This window comes from Streptomyces sp. NPDC029139, assembly GCF_055564335.1.
Genome location: NZ_JBVHWN010000008.1, coordinates 124,823 through 148,402, shown reverse-complemented (window position 1 = coordinate 148,402; position 23,580 = coordinate 124,823). Strand labels below are relative to the sequence as shown.

Sequence of the window (23,580 nt, the reverse complement as noted above, 5' to 3'; positions counted from 1 at the left end):
TCGCTTTTGAGCCGGTTTGGCCGCGAAGAAGATCACACCCTGTCATCTTCTTCCGGCCGCCGACTCGGCTTCTGGCTTGCCCAGTTGCGCCCCGCAACCGATAGCATCGCCGGAAAGCCGCCGTCCCCCGCCAGTGCGGCATCATCCGCTACGAAGGTCATCCATGCCCCACAGCCAAACCTCTGCACACCGCGACAGCCTCGCCGGCGTACGCCTCGCGCGCGGAGCATCGCCGTGGCTTCTGCCGACCGTCGCCACCGCGGCGCTCAGCCTGGCGCGCTCGCGCCGGTCGAGGCGCGCCGCGGCCATCGCCGTGCCCACCACCGCGCTCGCGGCCGGCATGCTGTGGTTCTTCCGCGACCCCGAGCGTGAGATCGCTCAGGGCCGGGTCATCTCCCCCGCCGACGGTGTGGTGCAGAGCATCATGCCGTGGAAGGACGGACGCACCCGGGTCGCCATCTTCATGAGCCCGCTGAACGTCCACGTCAACCGCGCGCCGCTGGCCGGCACGGTGACGTCCGTGGAGCACATCCCCGGCGGTTTCGTCCCGGCGTTCAACAAGGAGAGCGAGAACAACGAGCGCGTTGTCTGGCACTTCGACACCGAGCTCGGTGACATCGAGATGGTGCAGATCGCGGGGGCCGTGGCCCGCCGCATCGTGCCGTACATCCCGCAGGGGACGAAGGTCGAGCAGGGCGAGCGCATCGGTCTGATCCGTTTCGGGTCGCGCGTCGACATCTACCTTCCGGAAGGTGTGGACGTCGCCGTCGAGGTCGGTCAGACCACGACCGCAGGGGTGACTCGCATTGACCGTGATTGATCCTGACACCCGTGCCGCCGACTGGGTCGCCGGCACCGATGCGGACGGGGCCGACGAGGCCGAGGAGATGCCGCTGTCGCTGAGGCTGTCCATAGCGGACGCCCTCACGCTCGGTAACGCCACCTGTGGATTCATGGCGGTGTACTTCACCACCACCGGCATCCTCATCCCGCACCTGACGGGCAGCACCGAGACCGGCATGGCACGCAACAGCGCCGCCACCGCCGTAATACTGATGCTGTGCGCGGCGATCTTCGACCTCTTCGACGGCATCGTGGCCCGCAAGCTGCGCTCGTCCCCGATGGGCGCCGAGCTGGACAACCTGTCGGACCTGATCAGCTTCGGTCTGGCCCCGGCCTACTTCGTGCTCGTGTACGGGATGGTCGCGGTCTCGGACGGCGCGCAGCAGAAGGTCTCGGCGGTGGCCGCGGTCGCGGTGCTCCTCGCCGTGGTCCTGCGGCTGGCGAGATTCTCCTGCGTGACCATGAAGGACGGCATGTTCCAGGGCATGCCGAGCCCCTTCGGCGCGCTCACGGTGGTCTCGATCGTGCTGCTCGAGCTGCCGTTCGTCCCGACGCTGCTCGCGATCATCGGTGTCGCCTGGCTGATGGTGAGCCGGGTCGAGTACCCCAAGCCGCGGGGCATCCTCGCGGTGGCGATGCTCGCCTGGATCGTCGGAGCCATGGGCATGCTGGCGGCCTGGGCGTTCGACGCACCGGGCGGACAGTTCCTGCTCCAGGCCGGGTGCGCGCTGCAGGTGGTGATGGGCGCCGTGATCCCCCTCTTCGCGACCGCCCGCCGGGTGAACACGTTCCGGGGCAACCGCCGCGAGAGCCGCGAAGCCCGTCAGGCCGAGGCGGCGCAGCTGCCGTAGCGGTACGGACGTACGGACACGGGAAGGGCCCGGAAGCGATCTCGCTTCCGGGCCCTTCCGCATGCCGGCCGCCGGGGCGATGGGCTCAGTCCAGGTCCCGCGCCCGGCGGAAGCGGGCGAGACCGTCGGCGAGACCGACGAGCGGGGCGGGATAGCCGGACGCCGCCTGCGCCCCGGCGAGCTTCCAGGGTTCGTGCACGGCCGGACCGGTGATCCCGGCCAGTTCCGGGACCCAGCGGCGTACGTAGGCGCCCTCGGGGTCGTACCGACGGGCCTGGAGCAGCGGGTTCAGGACCCGGTTCGGGCGGCTGTCCGTGCCCGTACCGGCCATCCACTGCCAGTTCAGCTGGTTGTTCGCGAGGTCGCCGTCGACCAGCAGGTCGAGGAAGTGGCGGGCGCCGGCGCGCCAGTCGATGTACAGCGTCTTGGTCAGGAAGGACGCGACGAGCAGCCGTCCCCTGTTGTGCATCCAGCCCTCGTGGGCGAGCTGGCGCATGGCGGCGTCGACCACGGGATAGCCGGTGCGCCCCTCCTTCCACGCCTGGAGATCGGCCGCGGCCTCGGCGCCCCGGCGCCAGCGGTCGTGGCGGGTGCGGTAGTCCTCTGCGGCCACCCGAGGCCGTGCGGCGAGCACCTGGTGGTGGAAGTCCCGCCAGCAGAGCTGCCGTACGAAGGCCTCGGCCCCCGCTCCGGCCCTGGACCGGGCCCGGTGGACCGCCTCCGCCGCCGAGAGCGCCCCGAAGTGCAGGTACGGCGAGAAGCGCGAGGTGGCGTCGGCCGCCAGGTCGTCGTTCCGGTCCTCGTACGCGTCGATCCGGCCGGCGAGCCATCGCGTGAGCCGCTCGCGGGCGGCGCTCTCGCCGCCCGGCGGCAGGCCCGGGGAGACCGCCCCGGCTTCGGAGCGGGCGGGGAGCGCCTCCGAGGCGACCTCAGGGACCCGGACCGCCCGGGGCGCGGGAAGCGGATCGCGGGGCCGCTCCTGGGCCCAGCGGCGGAAGTACGGGGTGAAGACGGCGAAGTGGTCGGAGCCGGCGGGGGTGAGGGCGCCGGGCGGGAGCACGGTGACGACCCCGTCGTGGACGTGCAGCCGCCTGCCGTCCGCTTCCAGCGCGCTGCGGAGCCGTTCCTCCCTGGCCTGGGCGAAGGCGCTGACGTCGGCGGAGACGTGCACCTCGTGAGCGCCGGTCTCGCGCGCGACGGCGCACACCTCCTCCACCACCGGCCCCGAGCGCACCACCAGCCGGCCGCCGCGGCGGCGCAGCCCGGCGTCCAGGTCCCGCAGGCAGTCCGCGAGGAAGGCCAGCCGGTTGGGGGCGGCGAACCCGGCCCGGTCGACGGCCGGGTCCCGTACGAAGAGCGGGACCACATGGTCGGCCGAGCGCAGCGCGGCGTGCAGCGGCGGATGGTCGTGGAGCCGGAGATCCGCGGTGAACAGGACCAGCGAGACGTTCATGGCACCTTCCTGGCCTTCCTGGTCCGGCCGTGGGCGGGGGCCGGAGCGGGCGCGGCGGCCGCTGCCTCGGCCGCGCGGGCGATGTTGCGGGCCATGCCGCCGAAGACGACGCTGTGGAACGGTGCCACGCTCCACCAGTAGGCGTGACCGAGCAGGCCGCGCGGGTGGAACAGCGCCCGCTGCCGGTAGCGGGCGCGGCCCGAGTCGTCGCGCTCGGCGTACATCTCCAGCCAGGCGAGGCCCGGCAGACGCATCTCGGCGCGCAGGCGCAGCAGCCGGCCGTGTTCGATCTCCTCGACCCGCCAGAAGTCCAGGGAGTCCCCGACGCGCAGGCGGCCGGCGTCGCGGCGGCCGCGGCGCAGCCCGACGCCGCCGACCAGCCGGTCGAGCCAGCCGCGGACGGCCCAGGCGAGCGGGAAGGAGTACCAGCCGTTCTCTCCCCCGATGCCCTCGATCACGCGCCACAGCTCGCGCGGGTCCGCGTCGACGAGGCGCTCTCGGCGGTCGGTGTAGAGGCTGCCGCCGGCCCAGTCGGGGTCGGTGGGCAGCGGGTCGCTCGGCGCTCCGGCGACGGAGGCGGACGACCACCGGGTGGCGACCCGGGCCTCGCGGACCCGTTCGAGTGCCAGGGTGAGCGCGGTCCGGAAGGGGATCGGGGTGCCGGGCGGGTCGGGCACATGGGCCGCGATGTCGTGCTCCCGGCAGACCACCTCGTGGCGCAGCGACTCGGCCAGCGGCCGGGCGAGGGCTTGGGGGACGGGGGTGACCAGGCCGATCCAGAGGCTGGAGAGCCGGGGGGTGAGCACCGGTACGGGGATGATCAGTCGCTTGGGCAGTTCGGCCACCTGGGCGTAGTGGATCATCATGTCGCGGTAGGTGAGGACGTCCGGGCCGCCGATGTCGAAGGCACGGCTGACGTCGGCGGGCATCCGGGCGCTGCCGACGAGGTAGCGCAGGACGTCCCGGACGGCGATGGGCTGGACGCGGGTGCCGACCCAGCTCGGGGTGACCATCACGGGGAGCCGCTCGGTGAGGTAGCGGAGCATCTCGAAGGAGGCCGAGCCGGAGCCGATGACGACGGCGGCGCGCAGCACGGTGGTGGGGACGCCGGAGTCGAGGAGGATGCGGCCCACCTCGGCGCGCGAGCGCAGGTGCGGCGAGAGCTCCCGCTCGGGGATGCCGGGCGGGGTCAGGCCGCCGAGGTAGACGATGCGACGCACCCCGGCGGCCCGGGCCTGTCCGGCGAAGATCCGGGCCGCCTCGCGGTCGGTGCGTTCGAAGTCCTGCCCTCCGCTCAGGCCGTGCACGAGGTAGTACGCCACGTCGGTGTCGCGCAGCGCGTCGCCGACGGACGCCGCATCGGTGACGTCGCCGCGGACGATCTCCACCTGCTCCGCCCAGGGGTGGTCGCGGAGCTTGCCGGGTGAACGGGCCAGACAGCGCACCCGGTGACCGGCGGCCAGCAGCTCGGGGACGAGCCGACCGCCGATGTAGCCCGTGGCGCCGGTGACCAGGCACCGCGGTGCGGGCGTGCCGTCGGCTGCGTACGTCATGGGTCGCTCCGTTCCGGCGCGATGTGCGCTGTCTCGTCGCCCTTCCTCCGTCGGGAGGGCGTGGGGCGCGGGGCCCCTTCCATCCTCTCCGGGGAGCCCCGCCGTGGCCTGTTCGGTGACGCCGTGCCGGGGGCGGGCGCTACTTCGGCATCAGGACCGTATCGACGATGTACACCGTCGCGTTGGCCGTCGGGACGTTGCCGCAGACCACCTTCGACACGTCGTTGACCTGGTAGGACTCACCGGATCCCGTCGTGGTCAGGCTGCTCTTCTGCAGGGTCTCGAAGGTGCCGTTCTCCAGTTGGGACGGGGCCAGCCTCTGTCCCACGACGTGGTAGGTGAGGATCTTGGTCAGCATCTCCTTGTCCGCGAGGACCTTGTCCAGGTCCGCCTTCGGGATCTTGGCGAAGGCTTCGTTCGTCGGCGCGAACACCGTGATGTCCTGGGCGTTGTTCAGGGTGTCGACCAGACCGGCCTGCTTGACCGCGGTGACCAGGGTGGAGAGGGCGGGATTGTGGGAGGCCGCCGTCGCCACCGGGTCCTTGGCCATGCCGTCGAAGCTGCCCGCCCCGTCCTTCGGCACGGACGCGCAGGCGGGGCCGAAGGGCTTGTCCGTGCCCGTGTCGCCGTCGGTGGTGGCGGACGCCGGCGCGCTGGACGCGGCGGTGTCCTTCGCGGCCGCGCTGTCCTTGCCGTCGTCCGCGCACGCGGTCAGCGCGAGGGGCAGGACGACGGCGGCGGTCGCGGCGACAGCGGCACGACGGAAGGTCTGGCTCTTCATCATCACTCCTTGAGGGGCTCGGCTCCGCCCGGGACGGAGCCCGTGAGCCGCCGACCGGCTCACGGGAGGTATTCGGTGCCACCCCCGGGCCCGGATGGGTCTTTCACCCGGGCGAGTGACTTCGTGCCGCCGACCCATCCGGCGGCGTGTCGGCTCCGAATCAGTCGCGTACCCGAGTGCCTGCTGGAGGATCACCCCGTGAGAGAGAACGTGCACATCGGCCGCTCGCCGCACTCGCCGCCCGATCTCCCCGAGGTGATGAGCCGTGTGGCCCGTGGTGACCAGGAGGCGTTCACCACGCTGTTCGAGGCGGTGTCGGGGCCGGTCCTCGGTCTCGTACGGACCGTGCTGCGCGATCCGGCGCAGTCGGAGGAGGTGGCCCAGGAGGTTCTCGTGGAGGTCTGGCGGACGGCGGCGCGCTACCAGTCCGCGCGGGGGTCGGTCATGAACTGGGTGCTGACGCTCGCGCACCGCCGTGCCGTCGACCGGGTGCGGTCCGAGCAGGCGTCCTCCGACCGCGAGCGGCGCATGGCCCTGCTGGATCGCGTGAGGGAGTTCGACGAGGTGGTGGAACGGGTGGAACACCGGCTGGAGCGTGAGCAGGTACGGCGCTGTGTGCGCGGCCTGACCGAGGTGCAGCGCCAGTCGGTGACGCTGGCGTACTACCGCGGGCTGACCTACCGGGAGGTGGCGGAGCTGCTGTCGCTGCCCCTGGGCACGGTCAAGTCCCGGCTCCGCGACGGTCTGATCCGGCTCCGGGACTGCCTGGGGGTGACCGCGTGAACATCACCGATCCGCACACGTTGACGGGCGCGTACGCGCTCGGAGCACTGGACGAGGACGAACGGGCGGCGGTCGAGAGGCATCTGGAGGACTGCCCGTCCTGCGCCCAGGAGGTCGCGGAGCTGACCGAGACGGTGACCCGGCTGGGTCTCGCGGTGTCGGTGCCGTCGACGGCCGCGCTCCGTGAGGGGGTGATGCGGCGGATCCCGGCCGTCCGGCAGCTGGCACCCACGACGGGCCCGGCAGAGCGCGACGGCGGGGCGACCGGAGGAGCGGGCGCCGGGGTGACGGGCCGGTTCCGGCGGGCGTCGCGCTGGGCGCTCGCGGCGTGCCTCGCGGGGGTCGTCGCGCTCGGCGGGGTCTCGGTCGTCCAGTACGAGAGGGCCGAGGACGCCCGGCAGGAGGCCCAGCGGGCGCGGAGTGCGAACAGCGAGGTGGCCGCGGTGCTCGCCGCCCCTGACGCCCGGGTCTCCACAGCGGCGCTGGGGGGCGGCGCCGTCGGCACGGTGGTCGTCTCGGAGGCGCGGGACCAGGCGGTGTTCGCGGCCTCCGGCCTGCCCGCCCCGCCCGAGGGCAAGGTCTACCAGCTGTGGTTCGACGACGGCGGGGCGATGCGCTCGGCCGGGCTCGTGGCCGGGGGCTCTCCCTCCGAGGCGACGCTGATGGAGGGACCGGTGGGAGGGGCGACCGGGATGGGCGTCACGGTCGAACCGGCCGGGGGCTCGCCCCAGCCGACGTCGGCCCCGCTGGCCCTGATGTCCTTCCCCGCGTGAGCGCGCTTCCCGGCAAGCCGTTCACGCGGTCGCGGGAGCGGTCGGGCCGGCGCGGGAGCGATCGGGCGGTCGCGCGGTCGGGCGGTCGGGCGGTCGGGCGGTGGCGCGAGCCGTTCACCCGGGTCCGCCGGAGCGGTCAGGCGGTCGCGGCGGCGTCCAGTGTCTTCTCCAGGCACAGCAGGCCCGGACGTTCGTCCCAGGGGGCGACGGTGTCGAACCCGAGCTTGCGGTAGAGGGCGAGGGCGTGCTCGCGCCAGAGCCAGACCGAGAGGCGTACGGAGCGGGCTCCCGCACTCGTCGCGTGGCGCAGGGCCCCGTGCATGAGGGCCGCCGCCGCGCCCCGGCCGCGGGAGCCGGGGTCGACCCAGAGGCGCTTGATCTCACGGGCGCCGTCCTCCCGCGGCGCCGTCAGCACCACCAGACCGGCCGCGGCGTCCTCCCCGTCCACGGCGAGCAGGACGGTGTCGCCGGCGAAGGCGCGCTGCGGAGCGAGCACCTCGACGCGGTAGGCGGGCGGGAGTTCGGCGGGCGAGCCGACGGGACTGCCCTTCTCCGCCTCCGTGCTCAGGTGGTAGGCGGCGACCAGGGCCGGGATCCGGGGGTCGTCGAGTGCGGCGGGCCGGACCGTGAAGTGCTCGTGCATGGCCCGAGCTTCACATTCCGTTGTTGCCGGAGGATGACGACATGCCCATCGCTACGATGATCGGATGCGTGTACTCGTCGCGGGCGCCACGGGCGCGATCGGCCGCATCCTCCTCCCCCGGCTCCTCGACGAGGGCCACCACGTCACCGCGGTCTCGCGCACCGCGGACGGCGCCGCGCGGATCCGGAAGTCCGGCGCCGAGGCCGTACGGGCCGACGCGCTGGACACCGAGGCCCTGCGCCGCGCGGTCGTCGAGGCCGCTCCGGAGGCCGTGATCCACCAGCTCACGGATCTGGGCGGGGCGGACGGGGCGGCGAACGACCGGCTGCGCCGGGAGGGCACGCGCCACCTCGTGGACGCGGCGCGGGCGGCGGGGGTACGGCGGATCGTCGCGCAGTCGATCAGCTGGGTGTACGCCCCCGGCGGCCCGGCGGACGGCCCCGCCGACGAGTCCGTACCGCTGGACCCCACCCGGGAGCAGCCGCGCGCGCGGATCGTGGCGGGCGTCCACGCGCTGGAGACGGCCGTCGCCGAGCTTCCGCAGGCGGTCGTGCTGCGGTACGGGATCCTCTACGGCCCCGGGACCTGGTACGCGCCCGGCGGGCCCGTGGCGGCGGCGCTGGGCGGGGATCCGCGGGCCCGGTTCCTGGGGAGCGTCGCGGCGGACGACGCGGTGAGCTCCTTCGTCCACGTCGTGGACGCGGCGCGGGCGGCCGCCTCGGCCCTGGGCTGGCCGGCGGGCGCGTACAACGTGGCCGACGACGAACCGGCCCCCGGCCACGCCTGGGTGCCGGTCCTCGCGACGGCGCTGGGCAGGCCCGTCCCGCACCGCACGACGGGCGGACCCGGGTGGGCCCGCGGGGTGAGGAACGGCCGGGCACGGGCGCTCGGCTGGACCCCGGCGTACCCGTCCTGGCGCGAGGGCTTCGCCCGGCAGGCGGACTGACCCGTCGGGCGCGCCGGTGCGGCCCCCTCGCGGCCGTACCGCGCACGCGCGATGCCCCGGGCGGTGCCGACGCGGCACCGCCCGGGGCATCGCCCCATTCCCCCGGCTCAGCCGGCCTTCGGGGTGAAGCCCTTGGCCGCGTCGGAGACGAAGGGCTCGCGGACCGTACGCATGCCGCCCGGCACGGACTTGTCCGGCTGGATGATGACCGACTGCCGGGACGACGGCGCCTTCGGGTCGCTGAGGTCGTGCGTCATGCCGAAGCCCGCGTCGTGGCTGTTGAGCGTCAGCAGCGCCTTGCCGATCCCCTCGCGGGTGAGGTCCTTGGAGGCGCACGCCTTCTTCAGGGCCTCGCCGAAGACGCTCGCCGCGGTCCAGCCGGCCACGATGCCGTTGTCGAGGCTGTCGCCCGGGTAGGCGGCCTTGTAGTCGGTGACCAGCTTCTTCGCCGCCGGGGTGTCCGCGCCGATGGGCAGGCTCGGGGAGGCGAACCAGTACATCTTCTCCAGGGCTGGGCCGGCCTGCGTGCCGAGCAGCTGGGGCGAGAACGCCGAGTTGTTGCCGACGACCGGCACCAGCAGCTTGGTCGCCGCGGCGACGCCGACCAGCGAGGCGGCCTGACGCGGGCCCGCGCTGATGACGATGCCCTTGACCCCGGCCTGCTTGAGCGCCGCGACCTGCGCCGACATGTCGTTGTCGGTGGGCTTGATCTTCTGCTCGACGACCGTGAGCCCCGCCTTCTCGGCCGCGTACTTCGAGCCGGCCAGCGCGTTCTCGCCGTAGTCACCCTCGAAGTAGACGTGCCCGAGCTTGTCGCCGGACTTCAGGCCCTTCTCCTTCACCAGGAAGTCGACGGCGTTGATCGTCTCGACGTCGTAGGTGGAGCCCAGGACACGGATGTACGGGGAGCCCAGCAGCGAGGCCGACCACGCCTGCGGCAGGACGAGCCCCTTGTCCTGGCCGTCCACGCGCTGCTTGACGGCGGCGACGAACGGGGAGCCGATGAACTGCGCGTAGCCGACGACCTTCGGCTCGAGCTCCGTGTACGCGGAGAGTGCCTTCTGCGGGTCGTAGCCGTGGTCGCGGACCGTCAGCTCCAGCTGCCGGCCGCAGATCCCGCCGGCGGCGTTGACCTGCTTGACGTACAGCTGCTGCGCCTGCGTGACGCTCTTGCCGAGCGTGGCGTACACGCCGGTCATGTCGGTGAGCGCGCCGACCGCGATGGTCTTGTCGGTGACGCCCTTGCCGGACTTCACCCCGCCCGCGTCGGTGCCGTTGTCGTCCCCGGTCTTGGCCTTGGAGCTGCAGCCGGCGGCGGTCAGGGCGACGAGGGTGGCGAGCGCGACGGCCAAGGTTCTGGACGCCTGTCGTCGGTGGATCATCGTTCCTCCCCAGAGGAGTGCGAGGGTTGGGCGGTTCGCTTGGGTTTCCGGGCGGCAAGCCGGACCAGGCCGCCGGGCAGGAAGAGCACCACCGCGACGACGGCGGCGCCGTAGAGATAGCGGGCGGCCTCCCCCGGTGCGATCCCGCCCGTCCCGGGGGCGGAGACCAGGGGAAGCGCTTCGCTGTACCGGTTGAGGAGCTGCGGGAGGAGGGAGACGAAGACGCCTCCGATCACCGCACCGGCGACCGAACCGAGACCGCCGATGACGATCATGGCCAGGTACTCGAGGGAGAGGATCATGCCGAAGTACTCCGGCACGGTCCGCTGGAAGACCAGCGCGAGCAGGACGCCTGCGAGGCCCGCGTACATGGACGACAGGACGAAGACGGCGGCGCGGTAGCGGGCCACGGGGATGCCCATGACGCCGGCCGCGATCCGGTGGTCGCGGATGGCGTTCATGGCGCGTCCGGGCCGTCCGCGAAGCACGCCGCGGGCGAACAGCGCGCTGGCGAGGAGCAGGACGAGGCCGAGGTACCAGAGCTTCTCCGCGGAGCCGAACGGCACCTGGGCGACGAGGAGTTCGCTGTCGTCGAAGGTGAGGCCGAAGAGGCTGAGCGGGGGCACCGCGCGTCCGTTGAAGCCGCCGGTGAGGTCGTGGGCGTTGAAGAGCACGTGCTGGCCGATGAAGATCAGCGCGAGGGTGGCGATACCGAGGTACGCGCCCCGCAGCCGGCCGGCGATGGGGCTGAAGACCCCGCCGGCCAAACCCGCGAGGGCGACGGCGAGGACGGCGGCGAGCCAGCCCGGCAGACCGAGTCCGGTCAGGTCGTCCTTCCCGTCGCCGGCGAAGGCGCAGTAGCCGTACGCGCCGACGGCGAGGAAGAAGGCGTGGCCCATGGACAGCTGGCCGGTGGCACCGGTCAGCAGGTTGATGCCGATGGCGCCGATCGCGGCGGCCATGGCGAAGAGCCCGGCCTGGAGCCAGAAGCGGTCCAGGTAGAAGGGGAACGCGGCGAGGACGAGGCCGGCGGCGGCCCATCCGTAGACACGGGGTCGGGCGAGCGTGGCGACTCCACGGCGGGGAAGCGCGTCAGACACGGGCCAGCTCCTTCGTGCCGAAGAGTCCGGCGGGGCGGATCAGCAGCACCGCGACCATCACCAGGTACGGGGCGAGGTCGCCGATGCCCCGGCCGAGGAAGGTCAGGTCGCCCTGGTAGCCGGTGGCGAGGGACTCGGTGACGCCGACCAGGAGTCCGCCGACGAGGGCGCCGGTGGTGGAGTCGAGTCCGCCGAGGATGGCGGCCGGGAAGGCCTTCATCGCGGCGAAGGAGGTGGTGCGCTCCAGACCGGGGGTGGGGAAGACGGTGAGGAACAGGGCGGCGACGGCGGCGAGTCCGCCGGCCACCGCCCAGGCACCGAGCGAGACCCGGCCGAGGCGGATGCCCATGAGGGCCGCCGTCTCCTGGTTCTCGGCGGCGGCGCGCATGGCCACGCCCCAGGAGGTGTACCGGAAGGCCAGCAGGAACGCCGTGATGAGCAGGGCCGCGGCGAGGAAGGCCGCGATCCTGGTCTCGGCGATCGTGACCGGGCCGAAGGCGACGACGGCGTCGCCCCAGGGGTCGCCCAGCGAGAGGATGTCCGTACCGATGCGACGGGTGAGCTCCGTGGCGAGCAGGATGTCGACGCCGATGGTGACGATGGCGAGGACGCTGTGGTCCGCTCCACGGTAGCGGCGCATGACGAGGAACTCGACGGCCGCGCCGACCAGTGCCGCGCCGCCGATGCCGACGAGGAGCGCCGGCCAGAAGCCGATGTCGTCGTGGAGCACGGCGGTGAAGTATCCGCCGGCGAGCAGCAGGGAGGCGTGGGCGAAGTTGACGACCTCGGTGGCGCGGAAGATCACCACGAAGCCGAGGGCTATGAGGGCGTAGATGGAGCCCAAGGACACGCCGTTGAGCAGGAGTTCGGCGAAGGTGGTCACTCGGCGGTCTCCTCTCCGAGATAGGCGCGGACGACCGCCGGGTCGTTCTGTACGTCGCCGGGGGCGCCGTCGGCGATGCGACGGCCGAAGTCGAGGACGGTGACGGCGTCGGCGAGCCGCATCACCACTCCCATGTCGTGTTCGACGAGGACGATGGAGATCCCGAGGCTGTCGCGGACGCCGGCGATGACCGCGGCGGTGCGGCGGCGCTCGTCGGCGGTCATGCCGGCGACGGGCTCGTCGAGGAGCAGCAGCTGGGGCTCCATGCAGAGGGCGCGGGCCAGTTCGGCGAGCTTCTGCTGCCCGTACGGGAGCGATCCCGCGGGCTGCCCGAGCTGCTTCTCCAGACCGACGAAGGCGGCGATCTCCCGGACGCGGGCCCGGTGGCGGCCGTCCTCGCGGGCGGCCGAGGGCAGCCGGAGTCCGGCGGCGACGAAGCCGGTCCTCGTGAGCCGGTGGCGGCCGAGCATCAGGCTGTCCTCGACGGTGGCGCGGGGCGGCAGCGCGAGGTTCTGGAAGATGCGGGCGACGCCGAGGTCGGCGATCTTGTGCGGGGGCAGGGCGGTGAGCTCGTGCTCGCCGAACCGGACGGAGCCGGACGTCGCCTTGTAGACCCCGGACAGGACGTTGAAGCAGGTGGACTTTCCGGCGCCGTTGGGGCCGATGACGGCGTGGACGGTGCCGGGCCGGACGGTGAAGCCGACCGAGTCCAGGGCGGTGAGCCCGGCGAAGCGGACGGTGACGTCCCGGACTTCGAGGGCGGGTACGGGTGTCATCGGACGGCCTCCTCCCAGCGGGACAGGACCGGGTGCGTGGTGACGGCGCCCGCCGCGTCGGCGGCGGCGTCCTCGTCCACGACACCCAGATAGCGACGGCGTACCTCGTCGGAGGCGGCCAGCTCGGCGGCAGGGCCGGAGAGGGTGACCTCGCCGACCTCCAGGACGTACGCCCTCGAGGCGAGCCGCAGCGCGAGCGCCGCGTTCTGTTCGACGAGGAGCACGGCCGTGCCCTGGGCGTTGATCTCGCGGATCGTGTCGGCGATCCGGGCGGCCATCAGCGGCGCCAGGCCGAGCGAGGGCTCGTCCAGGAGCAGCAGCTTCGGCGAGGCCATCAGCGCCCGGCCGACGGCCAGCATCTGCTGTTCTCCGCCGGACAGCAGCCCGGCGCGCTGGTGGGCGCGGTCGGCGAGCACGGGGAAGAGTTCGTGGACCCGTTTCATGGCGGCGGCCTTCGCGGCGCGGTCGCCCGCGGCGCCGAGCGCTCCGGCGCGCAGGTTGTCCTCGACCGTCATCCGCGCGAAGACCTGGCGGCCCTCCGGCACCTGGGAGACCCCGGCGGCCACGACCCGGTCGGGTGCGAGCCCGCCGATCGCCCGGCCGCCGAAGCTCACGGTGCCGGAGACGACGGCTCCGCCGTGGAACGACAGTGTGCGCGAGATGGCCCGCAGCAGCGTGGACTTTCCCGCTCCGTTGCCACCGAGGACGGTGACGACGCTGCCCTCCGGCACGGCGAGCGACACCTGCCGCAAGGCGCGTACCGGTCCGTATCCCGCCGACAGGTCCGCCACCTCGAGGGCGAGTGCGGTACCTCCCATGGTTCCCCTTCCGTGGCCCGTTCAGTGGCGCTCACCCCAGCACCACCAGGCCCGTGCGTCCACGTGCGGCGGCCGAAACGCTGCCGGTGACCAGCGGGCGCGGCGGTGGGTTGTGCACGCGCACAACACCGCGTGTCAGGGGCCTGTGGGGATCGGCCGGGAGATGGCATCCTCCGCTCATGGGACGGCGCAGACCGCGGACCGGCGATGACTGGAAGCTGTTGGCTGAGGCGTGTACGGCGCTTCTGGAACGGCTGCCCGAGCTGGTGGACGAGCATCTGAGAGAGCTGCACGAGTACGAGCCGGCGTACGGCCGGATCGTGCCGTTCGACCAGCATTGGCAGGAGGCCCATGACGCGATGCGGATCGGCATCGAGATGATCTCGGCGCCCCGGGACTCGCCGCGGCGGGATCTGCAGCACGCGGACGAGATGGGGCGGCGGCGGGCCGAGCAGGGGATGCCGCTGGAGCTCGTGGTGCACGCGTACCGCCATGCCGGGCATCTGGTGTGGGACGCGCTGATCGAGGACGCGTCGGCGTTCCCGCCGCGGATGGCCGCGCTGACGCAGGCGGCGACGATGGTGTGGTCGGCGGTGGACGCGCAGGCGGACACGGCCTCGGAGGCGTACCGGGCGACGGAGCTGGAGCTGCGGCGGCGCACGGACGAGCAGCTCCAGGCGCTGCTGGACGCCCTGCTGCACGGGAAGCGCTCGCCGGAGGTGGTCTCGCGGGCGGCGGCGGGCCTGGACCTGCCGGAGCACGGGCGGTACGCGGTGGTGGTGCTGCGGCACGACCGGCGGGAGGTGCCGGAGCCGTTCCACCGGCGGGTTCAGGGAGCGGGGGTGCGGTTCCTGTGGCGGATGGGGGCGGACTGCGAGTTCGGTGTGGTGTCGCTGGCGGAGGACACGGGCCTGGACGCGCTGTCGGAGCTCCTGGAGGGCCGCTGCCCGGGCCCGGGCGGGATCAGCCCGGTGGTGGTCGGTCTGTCCGAGCTCGGCCGGGCGCGCCGCCTCGCGGAGCTGGCGCTGCGCACCTGTCCGCCCGACTCCCACCAGATCGTGCGTCTGGACCGCCGGATGGGCGGCGCGCTGGTGGTCGGGCAGCCGGAACTGGCTGGCCTGCTGATCACGGACGTCCTGGGCGGCCTGCTGGAACTGGACCCGGCGGACCGGGCGATCCTCCTGGAGACGCTGGACGTCTGGCTGGACTGCGAGGGCTCGGCGGGCCGGGCGGCGGGCCGTCTGTACTGCCACCGCAACACGGTCTTCAACCGCCTGCGCCGCCTGGAACAGCTCACGTCGAGGTCCCTGTCCCGCCCACGGGACCTGACGGAGATGACCCTGGCCCTGGACGCCTTCCGCCTGACGACCCCGACGGGTTGAGGGGCGGGGGCCTGCCGGGGGGTGGGTGGCGCCACCGTTGTGGGCAATCGTTCCGCCGAGGGCCCCTGGGCGAGGCGGAGGAGGGAGTCAACGCGGAGCGTTGGCGACCGACGACAACGCGGCGAGGCGCGGTGCCTGGGCACGCGAGCCCGGCGAGATCGACGAGGCACCCCCCTAGGGGGAACGGGTGGGCGCGACGGACGGCCCCCTTGCGGGCGCCTCCGCTCATGGGCCCGGCGCCCCGGGGTTCGGCGGCTTCGCGCCGAGCGTTCCGTACGACCGCCCTCGGGACGCGAGCGCACCTGCGGCCATGGGACCCCGTCACGGGGCCTGGCGCCTCCGCTCCATTGGCCCGGCGCCCACTCCACCGGCCCGGCGCCCACGGACGGCAGCCCGTACCCCAGGCCCGGCGCCAGCGACCGCAGCCCGTGCCCCAGGCCCGGCGCCACCGACCACAGCCCGTACCCCGGGCCCAGCGACCGCAGCCCGTACCCCAGGCCCGGCGCCCACGGCATCGGCCCGCTTCGCGTCGGCCGCCCGCGCCCGGGCGGCCCGTCTCCGGGGCCCGGGGCCCGGGGCCTCAGGCCCAGGGACCCCGCGCCGCCGCCCGCTCGAGGGCTACGCCAGGAAGTCCCTCGCGATGTTCGCCGCCACCTGCTCCAGCAGCGGCCCCGCGTTCGCGATGCACTTCGCCGTGTCCGGCTCCAGGTCCGTGAGCGGGTAGGCGCGGCGGATGCCGGCCCCGCCCAGCGTCTCGGGAGCGAGCGCCAGGCGGCCGCAGACCGCGACCACCTCCTTGCCCGCCGCCCGCGCCGCCGCGGCGACCCCGGCCGGGGCCTTGCCGTGCAGGGTCTGGGTGTCGAGGGAGCCCTCGCCCGTGATGACGAGAGTGGCCCGCTCCAGAGCCGGGGCGAAGCCCAGCACGTCGAGCATCAGCTCGATGCCCGGGCGGAAGCTCGCGTCCAGGCCGACGAGCGCCCCGTACCCGATGCCGCCCGCACCACCCGCGCCCGGCGCGGCCGCGCACTCCGCCGCCTTGGGCCCGATCGCCTTCTCCAGGACGGTCACGAAGTGCGCGAGCGCCGCGTCCAGCGTCTCGACGTCCTCCGGCGTGGCGCCCTTCTGCGGGCCGTACACGGCCGGTGCGCCCTTGGGGCCGGTCAGCGGGTTGTCGACGTCACTCGCCAGGATCAGGTCGACCTCGGCGAAGCGCGGGTCGAGGCCGGACAGGTCGGCGGAGGCGAGAGACGCCAGCGCCGCGCCGCCCGGGCCGACCGGTTCGCCCGCCGCGTCCAGGAAGACCGCACCCAGCGCGGCCAGCATGCCCGCACCGCCGTCCGTCGTCGCGCTGCCGCCGACGCCGAAGACGATCGTCGTCGCGCCCGCGTCCAGCGCGGCCCGCAGCAGCTCGCCCGAGCCGTACGTCGTCGACGTGAGCGGCGCGAAGACGCCCGACGGGAGGAGCTGGAGGCCGGACGCCTCCGCCATCTCCACGACGGCCGTCGTGCCGCGCAGCGCGAACGCCGCCGTCACCGGCTCGCCGATCGGTCCGGTGACCCGTACCTCACGGCGTTCGAAACCGGCCGCCACGGCGGCGGCGACCGTACCGTCGCCTCCGTCCGCCACCGGCAGGGTTTCCACTTCCAGCTCCGGGACGACCCGTCGCAGACCTGCTGTGACCCGCTCCGCGACCTGTACGGCCGTGAGCGAGCCCTTGAACTTGTCGGCCGCGACGAGCACGCGTGCGACCTCAGTTACTGCTCCGTCCGTCACCTTGCATCCCTTGCTTTCGAACAGGCAGTCGCGCCGAGCCGACCCTATCCGCACCCCCAGAGGGCGTGCCACCCCCGGATAGAGCGATATTCCGCACCATAGTGGGGCCAACCGAGCACCGAACTGATCGATCAAAGATCACCGGCCCGGGTGGTGCCGGGGATCGGTGTGACCGCCGCGTCCGCCGCGGCGACGGGGTCGGGGACGGCACGGACGTGCCGGCCGCGCGCCGGGCCGGGGGCTGCGCGGCGCTGCGGTGATCCCTCCGCGGTGGTCGGACCTGCCGCGGGGCCGGGTGCGCGGCGCGGTGTTCGGCTTCGACGGCGTGGGGCCGGCGAGCCGGCCGAACGGACGGTGCGACTGGCTACGCTGACGGCATGACCGCGACCGACTACGCCACGTACATCGCCGGCCTGCCCCGCGTCCTCGCCGCCGCCGCCGTGCTCTTCCGGGACGCGGCGGGCCGCATCCTGATCGTCGAGCCGAACTACCGCGAGGGCTGGACACTGCCGGGCGGCACCATCGAGTCCGACACCGGCGAGACGCCCCGGCAGGCGGCGCGCCGCGAGACGGCCGAGGAGATCGGCCTGGACCTGGAGCCGGGGGCGCTCCTCGCGATCGACTGGTCGCACGGCGCGGGGCGTCCGCCGATCGTTGCGTATATGTACGACGGCGGGGTGCTGACCGACGAACGGTTCGCCGCGATCCGCCTCCAGGAGGAGGAGCTGCTCTCCTGGAAGCTGATCGACCCGGCCGAGGCGACCCGCCATCTGCGGGGCTCCCTCGGCCCGCGCGTCCTCGCGGCGCTCGACGCGCTCGGCTCGGGCCGGGGCCCGGCGGAACTGGAGAACGGCCTGCCGGCCCGCTGATCGGCTGCTCCGCGAGCGGGAGGGTCGGAGACAGTCTCGAGCGGTGACGCCCGGCCCGTTCGCCTCGTCGTCGCCGGACAGGCCCAACGCCTGCCGGGCTCCGGGCTGTTCGCCCTCGCCCCCGCGCCGTGGCTTCGGCGCCGGCTCGGCACCGCGGGCGCCCGGCCGGCCTGAGGCCGCCGGCACCGCGAGAAACCAGACGCGGCCACCCGGTAATCGGCTCGCGGCAGCCCTGGGGGTCTGTCTACGCTCGCCGTATGACCATGGTCGCGATCCTCAGCGGTGCCGGCATCTCCACGGACTCGGGCATCCCCGACTACCGGGGCCCGAACGGCCTGTGGCGGCGCGACCCGGAGGCCGAGCGGCTCGTCACGTACGGGCCGTACATGGCCGACCCGGAGATCCGCCGCCGCTCGTGGCGGATGCGGCTCGACGGGCCGGTCCTGAGAGCCGAGCCGAACGCGGCGCACCACGCCATCGCCGCGTACGAAACGAGCGGCAACGCGCTACGGGTCATCACGCAGAACGTCGACGGACTGCACCAGGCCGCCGGGGTGCCGGACCGCAAGGTCCTCGAACTGCACGGCTCTGCCCGGTCGGTGGTGTGCACGGCCTGTCATGCCCGGTCGTCGATGGCCGAGGCCCTGGAGCGGGTGAAGGCCGGCGAGGACGACCCGGCGTGCCTGGTCTGCGGCGGGATCCTGAAGTCGGCGACCGTCATGTTCGGGCAGCGCCTCGATCCGGTGGTGCTCGGCGAGGCCATGGCGATCGCGAAGGCCGCGGAGGTCTTCATCGCGGTCGGCACGAGCCTCCAGGTGCAGCCGGCCGCCTCGCTCGCGGGGATCGCGGCGGAGCACGGCGCCCGGCTGATCATCGTGAACGCCGAGCCCACCCCGTACGACCCGGTCGCGGACGAGATCGTGCGCGAACCGATCGGCACCGCGCTCCCCGAACTGCTGCGACAGCTGCGCTAGAAGAGAGCGGTCGGCACGGCACCCGCTTCGAAGGCGAGCAGGCGCTGCTTGCGGCCGAGCCCGCCGCCGTACCCGGTCAGGGAGCCGCTCGCCCCGATCACGCGGTGGCAGGGGACGACGATGCTGACCGGGTTCCTGCCGTTGGCGAGGCCGACCGCGCGGGAGGCCCCGGGGCTGCCGAGGGCTTCCGCCAGCTCGCCGTACGTGCGCGTCTCGCCGTACGGGATGAGGCGCAACTGCTCCCACACCCGCAGCTGGAAGGGGGTGCCGATCAGCTTCAACGGCAGGTCGAACGTGGTGAGTTCCCCGGCGAAATAGGCGTCGAGCTGGCGGATCACCTCGCCGAAGGGGCGGGGGTCGGGCTCGCCGAAGGTCTCCTCGGCGGGGCGGTGGCGCTGGTCGGTCATGTGGACGCGGCTGAGGACACCGTCGACGGCGACCAGGGTCAGCGCCTCGTAGGGGCTGTCGATGACGGTGTGCTGGACGGTGGGCATGGCGCGGTGACTCCTCAGGCGGGGAGGTGGTTGATCGGATGGCTGTCGGTGGCCCAGAGGTACTGGACGGCGTACGCCCGCCAGGGCCGCCACCGCGCGGCGCGGGCGGTCAGCGCGGCCGGGGTGGAGGGCAGGCCGAGGCTCTTGGCGGCGCGGCGGACGCCGAGGTCTCCGGGGAGGAAGGCATCGGGGTCGCCGAGCGCCCGCATCGCGATGACCTCGGTGGTCCAGGGACCGAAGCCGGGCAGCGCGAGGAGCCTTGCGCGGGCCTCGTCCCAGTCGGCGGCGGGGCCGAGGCCCAGGGAGCCTGCGGCGAGGGCTTCGACCAGGGTGAGGAGGGTCGCGCGGCGGCTGCGGGGCAGCGCGAGGGAGTCGGGGTCGAGCCCGGCGAGCGCCTCGGGGGTCGGGAAGAGGTGGGTGAGGCCGCCCTCGGGGTCCTCCACGGGAACGCCGTGGGCGGCGACGAGCCGGGCGGCGTGCGTGCGGGCGGCGGCCGTGGAGACCTGCTGGCCGAGCACGGCCCGTACGGCGAACTCGGCGGCGTCCACGGTCCGCGGCACCCGGCGGCCCGGCGCCGCGTCGACCAGCGGCGCGAGCAGCGGATCCGTGCGCAACTGCTCGTCGACGGCGACCGGGTCGGCGTCGAGGTCGAGCATCCAGCGGCACCGGCTGATGGCGAGGGTGAGATCGCGCGGGTCGGTGAGGGACAGCCGGCAGGCGATGTGGTCGGGCCGCGGGGTGAGGGCGACGATCCCATGGCCGTGCGGCAGCGTCAGGGTCCGCCGGTACGCGCCGTCCCGCCACTCCTCCACGCCGGGGACGGCGGTCGCGGCGAGGTGGCCGAAGAGGTTGGAGGGGTTGAGCGGGGTGCGGTACGGCAGCCGCAGCGCGATCACGCCGGGTGTGCGGGTGCCGGGCGCGGCGGCCGATGAGCGTGCGGCCCGGGCGCGCAGCCGGCCCGGGGCGAGGGCGAAGACCTCGCGGACGGTGTCGTTGAAGGTGCGGATCGAGGAGAAACCGGCGGCGAAGGCGATCTCGGCCATCGGCATCGAGGTCGTCTCGATGAGCACCCGGGCTGTCTGGGCGCGCTGGGCGCGGGCCAGGGCGAGGGGCCCGGCGCCCAGTTCGGCGAGGAGCTGGCGTTCGATCTGGCGGGTGGACCAGCCGAGGCGGGCCGCGAGCCCCGGCACGCCCTCGCGGTCGACGACACCGTCCTGGATGAGCCGCATGGCCCGCGCGACGGCGTCGGCACGTACGTTCCATTCGGGCGAACCGGGGCTGGTGTCCGGCCGGCAGCGCTTGCAGGCCCGGAATCCGGCGCGCTGGCAGGAGGCGGCGCTGGGGTGGAACACCATGTTCTCGGCCTTCGGCGGCACGACCGGGCAGCTGGGGCGGCAGTAGATCCGGGTGGTGAGGACGGCGGTGAAGAACACGCCGTCGAAGCGGGCGTCCTTCGACCGGACGGCCCTGACGCAGCGCTCGGTGTCGGTGTGCATGCGTCCATGGTCGGGTACGCCGGTGGCCGGCCGCTGGCGAGAAAACGACATGGACCTTTTCGCCCGTGCGGTGGCACGACCGTGTCCCGCCTCGATATCCCGCCGCAGCAGGAGCAGCATGGAAGGGACACCGAGGAAGTGGATGGGTGACAGCCGAACTCGTGACGACAGCCAGAGCCGTACCTCCGGGAAGCACCCCATGACCGGACGTCTTGGCCGCCGACCCAAGGGGCTGGGCCTGCGCAGCGTCGCGGGGCAGGTCTTCGCGCTGCAGGCGATCATCGTCGTGCTGCTGGTGACCGTGGGCGTGCTGGCCCTGATCTTCCAGGCCCGGTACGACACCGAGCGTGACGCGCGCAACCGCTCGCTCGCCGCCGCGGAGTCCTTCGCGCACGCCCCGGGGCTCGTGGACGCGCTCCGCGCGCCCGACCCGACCGCTCTGCTCCAGGACCGGGCCGAGACGGCCCGGCGGGCCTCGGGGCTCGACTTCCTCGCCGTGATGACCCCGGACGGCATCCGCTACACGGACTCCCGCCCGGAACTGATCGGGGAGCGCGCCACCGGCGACATCGCCCGCGCCCGGGCCGGTGAGTCGTTCACCGAGATCTTCACCGGGGAGCCGACGGACGCGGTCCGTGCCATCGTCCCCATCCGGACCGACGACGGGGACGTCGTCGGGCTGGTCGGCACGGGGATCGAGATCCAGAACGTCGGGAACGTGGTCGAGGACCAGCTGCCGCTGCTCCTCGGCACGGCCGCGGGCGCTCTGCTGCTCGCCGTGGGCGGCGCCGCGCTGGTGAGCCGGCGCCTGCGCCGGCAGACCCACGGCCTGGGTCCGCTGGAGATGACCCGTATCAACGAGCACCACGAGGCGGTCCTGCACGCGGTGCGCGAGGGCGTCGTCATCATCGACGCCGACCGCCGGCTGCTGCTCGCCAACGACGAGGCGCGGCGCCTGCTGGACCTGGCGCCGGACGCCGAGCAGCGGCACGTCACGGAGCTGGGCCTGGACCCCCGTACCACCGCGCTGCTCTCGTCCGGGCGGGTGGTGACCGACGAGCTGCATCTGGCGGGCGACCGGTTGCTCGCCTTCAACGTCCGCCCGACGGAACCGACCCGGGGCAAGCCCACTGGGACCGTGATGACCCTGCGGGACTCCACCGAGCTCGCCACGGTCTCGGGCCGGGCCGAGCTGGCCAGGGGCCGGCTGCAACTGCTGTACGAGGCCGGGGTGGGGATCGGCACCACGCTGGACATCGTGCGGACCGCCGAGGAGCTGACGGAGGTCGCCGTCCCGCGCTTCGCGGACTTCGTCACCGTGGAGCTGCTGGAACCGGTGCTGCGCGGCGAGGAGCCGACGGGATCGTTCACGGAGATGCGCCGTACGGCGCTGAGCGGCATCCGGGCCGAGCATCCGCTGCAGCCGGTGGGCGACCGGATCAGGTGCGTCGTGCCGACGACCCCGATGGCGAGGGCGCTCGACAGCGGTCACGCGGTGCTGGTGGCGGAGCTGGCTGAGGCCGACGGATGGCGGGCGCAGGACCCGGAGGGGGCGGCCGCCGCCCTGGCGTACGGGCTGCACTCGCTCGTCGCCGTGCCGCTGCTCGCCCGGGGGGTCGTCCTGGGCATGGCCAACTACTGGCGGGTGGACACCCCGGAGCCCTTCGGGGAGGAGGACCTGACATTCGCGGAGGAGCTGACGGCGCGCGCCGCGGTCTCCATCGACAACGCGCGCCGGTTCACGCGCGAGCACGCCATGGCCGTGACGCTCCAGCGCAGTCTGCTCCCCCGTGTCCTGCCCGAGCTGTCGGCGGTCGACGTCTCGTTCCGCTATCTGCCGGCGAAGGCGGGGGTCGGCGGCGACTGGTTCGATGTGATCCCGCTGCCGGGCGCGCGGGTGGCGCTGGTCGTCGGTGATGTCGTCGGGCACGGTCTGCACGCCGCGGCGACGATGGGGCGGCTGCGTACGGCCGTGCACAACTTCTCCACGCTGGACCTGCCGCCCGACGAACTCCTGGGCCACCTCGACGAACTGATCGACCGCATCGACCGGCCGGACACCGGCGACGTGGGAAGCGGGGCCGGGTCCGGGTCCGAGGACCTGATCGACGGCGACGGCGAGGGCAGCGACCGGATGACCGGCGCCACCTGTCTGTACGTCGTCTACGACCCCGTGAGCGGGCGCTGCACCATGGCCAGGGCCGGGCATCCGGGGCCCGCGCTCGTGCACCCCGACGGCCGGGTGGAGTTCCCGGAGGTGCCGGCGGGCCTGCCGCTGGGTGTGGGCGGGATGCCGTTCGAGGCCGCCGAGCTGCAGTTGCCGGAGGGCAGCCGGCTGGTGCTCTTCACGGACGGTCTCGTGGAGGACCGCGACCGGGACATCGACACGGGTCTCCGGATGTTGACCGAGGCGCTGGGCACGAGCGGGCGCAGCCCGGAGCAGGCTTGCGCCGACGTGCTGGCGGCGCTGCTCGTGCCGGCGCCGGACGACGACATCGCGCTGCTGATCGCCGACACGCGGCGGCTGGAGGCGGACCGGATCGCGCAGTGGGACGTGCCCGCGGACCCGGCCGAGGTCTCCCGGGTCCGCAACGCGGGCGCCGCGCAGCTCGCCGCCTGGCAGCTGGACGGCATCGCGTTCACCGCCGAACTGATCCTCAGCGAGCTCATCACCAACGCCATCCGGTACGGCGCGGAGCCCATCCGGGTCCGGCTGCTCCGCGACCGCCGGCTGATCTGCGAGATCTCCGACGGGAGCAGCACCGCCCCGCATCTGCGCTACGCGGCCACCACGGACGAGGGCGGCCGCGGTCTGTTCCTGGTCGCCCAGTTCGCCGAGCGGTGGGGCACCCGTTACACCGAGCGCGGCAAGGTCATCTGGGCCGAACTGCCGCTGTCGACGGGCGACTCGGAGCTGCCGCAGCTGCCCGTGCCGGACCTCGACGCGCTGGAGGACATGGCCTGGTGAGCGGGTCGCCCCGGCTGCCGGGACATCCCGTGGCCCCTG

General features: G+C 73.7%; 21 protein-coding genes. 9 read left to right on the top strand and 12 right to left on the bottom strand.

The window, feature by feature from the left end; all coding sequences use genetic code 11:
- Positions 1–163 precede the first annotated feature (163 nt).
- Both ACZ4VW_RS19900 and pssA read left to right on the top strand, forming a co-directional pair.
- On the top strand, positions 164–820 hold the full coding sequence (locus ACZ4VW_RS19900; RefSeq protein ID WP_158992049.1) for a phosphatidylserine decarboxylase: 657 nt from the start codon (positions 164–166) through the stop codon (positions 818–820).
- Complete coding sequence (pssA, locus tag ACZ4VW_RS19895; protein WP_467964074.1) at positions 813–1,694, top strand: CDP-diacylglycerol--serine O-phosphatidyltransferase; 882 nt, start codon at positions 813–815, stop codon at positions 1,692–1,694. Before ACZ4VW_RS19900 ends, pssA begins: the two co-directional genes overlap by 8 nt.
- A gap of 85 nt (positions 1,695–1,779) precedes the next feature.
- Here the strand turns inward: pssA and ACZ4VW_RS19890 are convergent, their stop codons facing one another.
- The 3 genes from ACZ4VW_RS19890 to ACZ4VW_RS19880 form a co-directional block, all read right to left on the bottom strand.
- Complete coding sequence (locus tag ACZ4VW_RS19890; protein ID WP_467964072.1) at positions 1,780–3,147, bottom strand: cryptochrome/photolyase family protein; 1,368 nt, start codon at positions 3,145–3,147, stop codon at positions 1,780–1,782.
- Positions 3,144–4,700, bottom strand: coding sequence for an SDR family oxidoreductase (locus ACZ4VW_RS19885; protein WP_467964070.1), 1,557 nt, complete (start codon positions 4,698–4,700; stop codon positions 3,144–3,146). Before ACZ4VW_RS19885 ends, ACZ4VW_RS19890 begins: the two co-directional genes overlap by 4 nt.
- A gap of 139 nt (positions 4,701–4,839) precedes the next feature.
- On the bottom strand, positions 4,840–5,481 hold the full coding sequence (locus ACZ4VW_RS19880) for a fasciclin domain-containing protein (RefSeq protein WP_467964068.1): 642 nt from the start codon (positions 5,479–5,481) through the stop codon (positions 4,840–4,842).
- Between the two features lie 198 nt (positions 5,482–5,679).
- Here ACZ4VW_RS19880 and ACZ4VW_RS19875 point away from each other — a divergent pair, with 198 nt between their 5' ends.
- Positions 5,680–6,264 carry a sigma-70 family RNA polymerase sigma factor gene (locus ACZ4VW_RS19875; RefSeq protein WP_467964066.1) on the top strand — a complete coding sequence of 195 codons (585 nt, stop codon included), beginning with the start codon at positions 5,680–5,682 and terminating at the stop codon, positions 6,262–6,264.
- Positions 6,261–7,037 (top strand): anti-sigma factor, encoded by a 777-nt coding sequence (locus tag ACZ4VW_RS19870; protein WP_467964064.1) that lies wholly within the window; start codon positions 6,261–6,263, stop codon positions 7,035–7,037. Before ACZ4VW_RS19875 ends, ACZ4VW_RS19870 begins: the two co-directional genes overlap by 4 nt.
- Positions 7,038–7,173: 136 nt before the next feature.
- Here ACZ4VW_RS19870 and ACZ4VW_RS19865 read toward each other — a convergent pair whose 3' ends face one another.
- A complete protein-coding gene (locus ACZ4VW_RS19865) occupies positions 7,174–7,680 on the bottom strand; it encodes a GNAT family N-acetyltransferase (protein WP_467964062.1) in 507 nt (168 codons plus the stop codon).
- Between the two features lie 64 nt (positions 7,681–7,744).
- On the opposite strand from ACZ4VW_RS19865, the gene ACZ4VW_RS19860 reads away from it, so the two are divergent.
- Positions 7,745–8,626 carry an NAD-dependent epimerase/dehydratase family protein gene (locus tag ACZ4VW_RS19860; RefSeq protein WP_467964060.1) on the top strand — a complete coding sequence of 294 codons (882 nt, stop codon included), beginning with the start codon at positions 7,745–7,747 and terminating at the stop codon, positions 8,624–8,626.
- A 107-nt stretch (positions 8,627–8,733) separates the two neighbouring features.
- On the opposite strand, the gene ACZ4VW_RS19855 is transcribed toward ACZ4VW_RS19860, so the two are convergent.
- The 5 genes from ACZ4VW_RS19855 to ACZ4VW_RS19835 are packed head-to-tail and all read right to left on the bottom strand — an operon-like array spanning position 8,734 to position 13,585.
- Positions 8,734–10,008, bottom strand: coding sequence for an ABC transporter substrate-binding protein (locus tag ACZ4VW_RS19855; protein WP_467964058.1), 1,275 nt, complete (start codon positions 10,006–10,008; stop codon positions 8,734–8,736).
- Positions 10,005–11,108 (bottom strand): branched-chain amino acid ABC transporter permease, encoded by a 1,104-nt coding sequence (locus ACZ4VW_RS19850; protein ID WP_467964056.1) that lies wholly within the window; start codon positions 11,106–11,108, stop codon positions 10,005–10,007. Before ACZ4VW_RS19850 ends, ACZ4VW_RS19855 begins: the two co-directional genes overlap by 4 nt.
- Positions 11,101–11,991, bottom strand: a complete 891-nt coding sequence (locus ACZ4VW_RS19845) for a branched-chain amino acid ABC transporter permease (protein WP_467964054.1) — start codon at positions 11,989–11,991, stop codon at positions 11,101–11,103. Before ACZ4VW_RS19845 ends, ACZ4VW_RS19850 begins: the two co-directional genes overlap by 8 nt.
- The gene (locus ACZ4VW_RS19840; protein ID WP_467964052.1) at positions 11,988–12,767 is read right to left on the bottom strand and encodes an ABC transporter ATP-binding protein; all 780 of its coding nucleotides are present in this window, start codon (positions 12,765–12,767) and stop codon (positions 11,988–11,990) included. The genes ACZ4VW_RS19845 and ACZ4VW_RS19840 overlap by 4 nt, the downstream gene beginning before the upstream one ends.
- Entirely contained in the window at positions 12,764–13,585 is an 822-nt protein-coding gene (locus ACZ4VW_RS19835) for an ABC transporter ATP-binding protein (protein ID WP_467964050.1), read from the bottom strand. The genes ACZ4VW_RS19840 and ACZ4VW_RS19835 overlap by 4 nt, the downstream gene beginning before the upstream one ends.
- Positions 13,586–13,764: 179 nt before the next feature.
- On the opposite strand from ACZ4VW_RS19835, the gene ACZ4VW_RS19830 reads away from it, so the two are divergent.
- Positions 13,765–14,967 carry a PucR family transcriptional regulator gene (locus tag ACZ4VW_RS19830; protein WP_467964048.1) on the top strand — a complete coding sequence of 401 codons (1,203 nt, stop codon included), beginning with the start codon at positions 13,765–13,767 and terminating at the stop codon, positions 14,965–14,967.
- A 618-nt stretch (positions 14,968–15,585) separates the two neighbouring features.
- Here the strand turns inward: ACZ4VW_RS19830 and ACZ4VW_RS19825 are convergent.
- A complete protein-coding gene (locus tag ACZ4VW_RS19825; protein ID WP_467964046.1) occupies positions 15,586–16,740 on the bottom strand; it encodes a glycerate kinase in 1,155 nt (384 codons plus the stop codon).
- A 377-nt stretch (positions 16,741–17,117) separates the two neighbouring features.
- On the opposite strand from ACZ4VW_RS19825, the gene ACZ4VW_RS19820 reads away from it, so the two are divergent.
- Entirely contained in the window at positions 17,118–17,609 is a 492-nt protein-coding gene (locus ACZ4VW_RS19820; protein WP_467964044.1) for an NUDIX domain-containing protein, read from the top strand.
- Positions 17,610–17,866: 257 nt separating this feature from the next.
- Positions 17,867–18,583 carry an SIR2 family NAD-dependent protein deacylase gene (locus ACZ4VW_RS19815; protein ID WP_467964042.1) on the top strand — a complete coding sequence of 239 codons (717 nt, stop codon included), beginning with the start codon at positions 17,867–17,869 and terminating at the stop codon, positions 18,581–18,583.
- On the opposite strand, the gene ACZ4VW_RS19810 is transcribed toward ACZ4VW_RS19815, so the two are convergent.
- Entirely contained in the window at positions 18,580–19,077 is a 498-nt protein-coding gene (locus ACZ4VW_RS19810) for a methylated-DNA--[protein]-cysteine S-methyltransferase (protein WP_467964040.1), read from the bottom strand. The genes ACZ4VW_RS19815 and ACZ4VW_RS19810 overlap by 4 nt on opposite strands.
- 14 nt (positions 19,078–19,091) lie before the next feature.
- On the bottom strand, positions 19,092–20,573 hold the full coding sequence (locus ACZ4VW_RS19805) for an AlkA N-terminal domain-containing protein (protein WP_467964038.1): 1,482 nt from the start codon (positions 20,571–20,573) through the stop codon (positions 19,092–19,094).
- Positions 20,574–20,772: 199 nt separating this feature from the next.
- On the opposite strand from ACZ4VW_RS19805, the gene ACZ4VW_RS19800 reads away from it, so the two are divergent.
- Positions 20,773–23,541, top strand: a complete 2,769-nt coding sequence (locus tag ACZ4VW_RS19800) for a SpoIIE family protein phosphatase (RefSeq protein ID WP_467964036.1) — start codon at positions 20,773–20,775, stop codon at positions 23,539–23,541.
- The last annotated feature ends 39 nt before the right edge of the window (positions 23,542–23,580 follow it).

Bases quoted from the DNA above. Each gene is read 5' to 3' on its own strand.
- ACZ4VW_RS19835 (WP_467964050.1), bottom strand. From the start codon at position 13,585: ATGGGAGGTACCGCACTCGCCCTCGAGGTGGCGGACCTGTCGGCGGGA.
- ACZ4VW_RS19810 (WP_467964040.1), bottom strand. From the start codon at position 19,077: ATGCCCACCGTCCAGCACACCGTCATCGACAGCCCCTACGAGGCGCTG.
- ACZ4VW_RS19820 (WP_467964044.1), top strand. From the start codon at position 17,118: ATGACCGCGACCGACTACGCCACGTACATCGCCGGCCTGCCCCGCGTC.
- ACZ4VW_RS19830 (WP_467964048.1), top strand. From the start codon at position 13,765: ATGGGACGGCGCAGACCGCGGACCGGCGATGACTGGAAGCTGTTGGCT.
- ACZ4VW_RS19890 (WP_467964072.1), bottom strand. From the start codon at position 3,147: ATGAACGTCTCGCTGGTCCTGTTCACCGCGGATCTCCGGCTCCACGAC.
- ACZ4VW_RS19800 (WP_467964036.1), top strand. From the start codon at position 20,773: ATGACCGGACGTCTTGGCCGCCGACCCAAGGGGCTGGGCCTGCGCAGC.
- ACZ4VW_RS19815 (WP_467964042.1), top strand. From the start codon at position 17,867: ATGACCATGGTCGCGATCCTCAGCGGTGCCGGCATCTCCACGGACTCG.
- ACZ4VW_RS19805 (WP_467964038.1), bottom strand. From the start codon at position 20,573: ATGCACACCGACACCGAGCGCTGCGTCAGGGCCGTCCGGTCGAAGGAC.
- ACZ4VW_RS19885 (WP_467964070.1), bottom strand. From the start codon at position 4,700: ATGACGTACGCAGCCGACGGCACGCCCGCACCGCGGTGCCTGGTCACC.
- ACZ4VW_RS19840 (WP_467964052.1), bottom strand. From the start codon at position 12,767: ATGACACCCGTACCCGCCCTCGAAGTCCGGGACGTCACCGTCCGCTTC.
- ACZ4VW_RS19880 (WP_467964068.1), bottom strand. From the start codon at position 5,481: ATGAAGAGCCAGACCTTCCGTCGTGCCGCTGTCGCCGCGACCGCCGCC.
- ACZ4VW_RS19900 (WP_158992049.1), top strand. From the start codon at position 164: ATGCCCCACAGCCAAACCTCTGCACACCGCGACAGCCTCGCCGGCGTA.
- ACZ4VW_RS19855 (WP_467964058.1), bottom strand. From the start codon at position 10,008: ATGATCCACCGACGACAGGCGTCCAGAACCTTGGCCGTCGCGCTCGCC.
- ACZ4VW_RS19865 (WP_467964062.1), bottom strand. From the start codon at position 7,680: ATGCACGAGCACTTCACGGTCCGGCCCGCCGCACTCGACGACCCCCGG.
- ACZ4VW_RS19860 (WP_467964060.1), top strand. From the start codon at position 7,745: ATGCGTGTACTCGTCGCGGGCGCCACGGGCGCGATCGGCCGCATCCTC.